Annotated in this window: 1 protein-coding gene; it reads right to left on the reverse strand. The window is 60.9% G+C overall.

What is annotated here, in order from left to right:
* Positions 1-48: 48 nt before the first annotated feature.
* Entirely contained in the window at positions 49-1,020 is a 972-nt protein-coding gene (locus QCE49_RS33555; RefSeq protein WP_175982528.1) for an IS110 family transposase, read from the reverse strand.
* Between the last annotated feature and the right edge of the window lie 188 nt (positions 1,021-1,208).

The raw sequence follows: 1,208 nt of genomic DNA on the forward strand, positions 1-1,208 counted from the left end.
TGCAAAGAAAGCAACTGTATTGAGCGTCAAGGGTTGAGTTGGTAAGGATCATGGTTTTGGGGGATTCCAAGTTGTGCCGTCGCGCATCATGGCGTTGAGCTGGGTGAGCATCTTGCGCATTGCTGCGACGAATGCGACTTTGGTCTTTTTGCCTCTGGCGCGCAGGCGGTCGCAAAACGCCTTGATGTGCGCGTTGGATCGCTGGGCGGCGACGCAGGCCATGTAGAGGGCGCGCCGCACGATGGGGCGGCCGCCCGAGACGTGTCGCTGGCCGCAGTGAGCGCCGCTGTCGGAATTGAACGGGGCGAGCCCGGCGAGCGAGGCGATTTCGCGGGCGTTGAGGGTTCCGAGTTCGGGCAGAAAGGCAATGAGCACGGCCGCGGCGCCTTTGCCGATGCCGGGCACCGAGCGCAGCACGGCCTCGGTCTTGCGCCAGAGATCGTTGGCGTGCAGGAAGGCGTCGATGTCGCGATCGGCGTCCTTGATGCGCTGTGAGATGAAGCGAATGAACTCATCGATGCTTGGCAAAGCGGATTTATGAGCGCGTTTGCGGCGATTTTGCTCGGCGGTGAGCATCTCGATGAGCTGTGCACGGCGCAGGATGAGGGCCTGCAACTGCTGGGTTTGCTCGTCGTTCAGGGGTCTGACTTCGGGTTTGATGGTCGCGCCATAGCGGGCGATGAGGCGCGCATCGATGCGATCGGTCTTGGCCCGTACGCCGGCGGACCTGGCGAAGTCGCGCACCCGCTTGGGATTGACCGCGACGGCGGGCAAGCCGGCCTGGCAGAGGGCTTCGAGGACGGCGCGTTCGAGCTTGCCGGTGGCTTCGAGCACGATGAGTTGTGGGTTGAGCGGCAGCAGTCGGTGGATCAGCTGCGCGAAGCCATCGGGAGAATTGGCCAGGCGAAAGAGTTCGGAGGATTCGTGGAAGGCGATGTCGAGAAAGGAGCCGCTGACATCGATGCCAACGAACAAAGGCGAGACGGAAGAGGATTGGATTTGGTTCACCACAGCACCCATACTTGCAAAGATACGAGCTCGAGGCTCAGTCAACTGTCCGGGTTCAAAGCGGTAAGGAGAAGCGGCGCCACCAGCTTTCTTTCGGGCTGTGAGCCCATGTAACACAAACGGGCTACCGCTTCGAGCGAACGGGAGAGATCAGCTTCCGGACGCCAGATTCAATATACAAGTAACCAAAGAAAGCAGCT

Origin of the sequence: Caballeronia sp. LZ008, from assembly GCF_031451435.1 — a bacterium.
GTDB classification, from domain to species: Bacteria; Pseudomonadota; Gammaproteobacteria; order Burkholderiales; family Burkholderiaceae; genus Caballeronia; species Caballeronia zhejiangensis.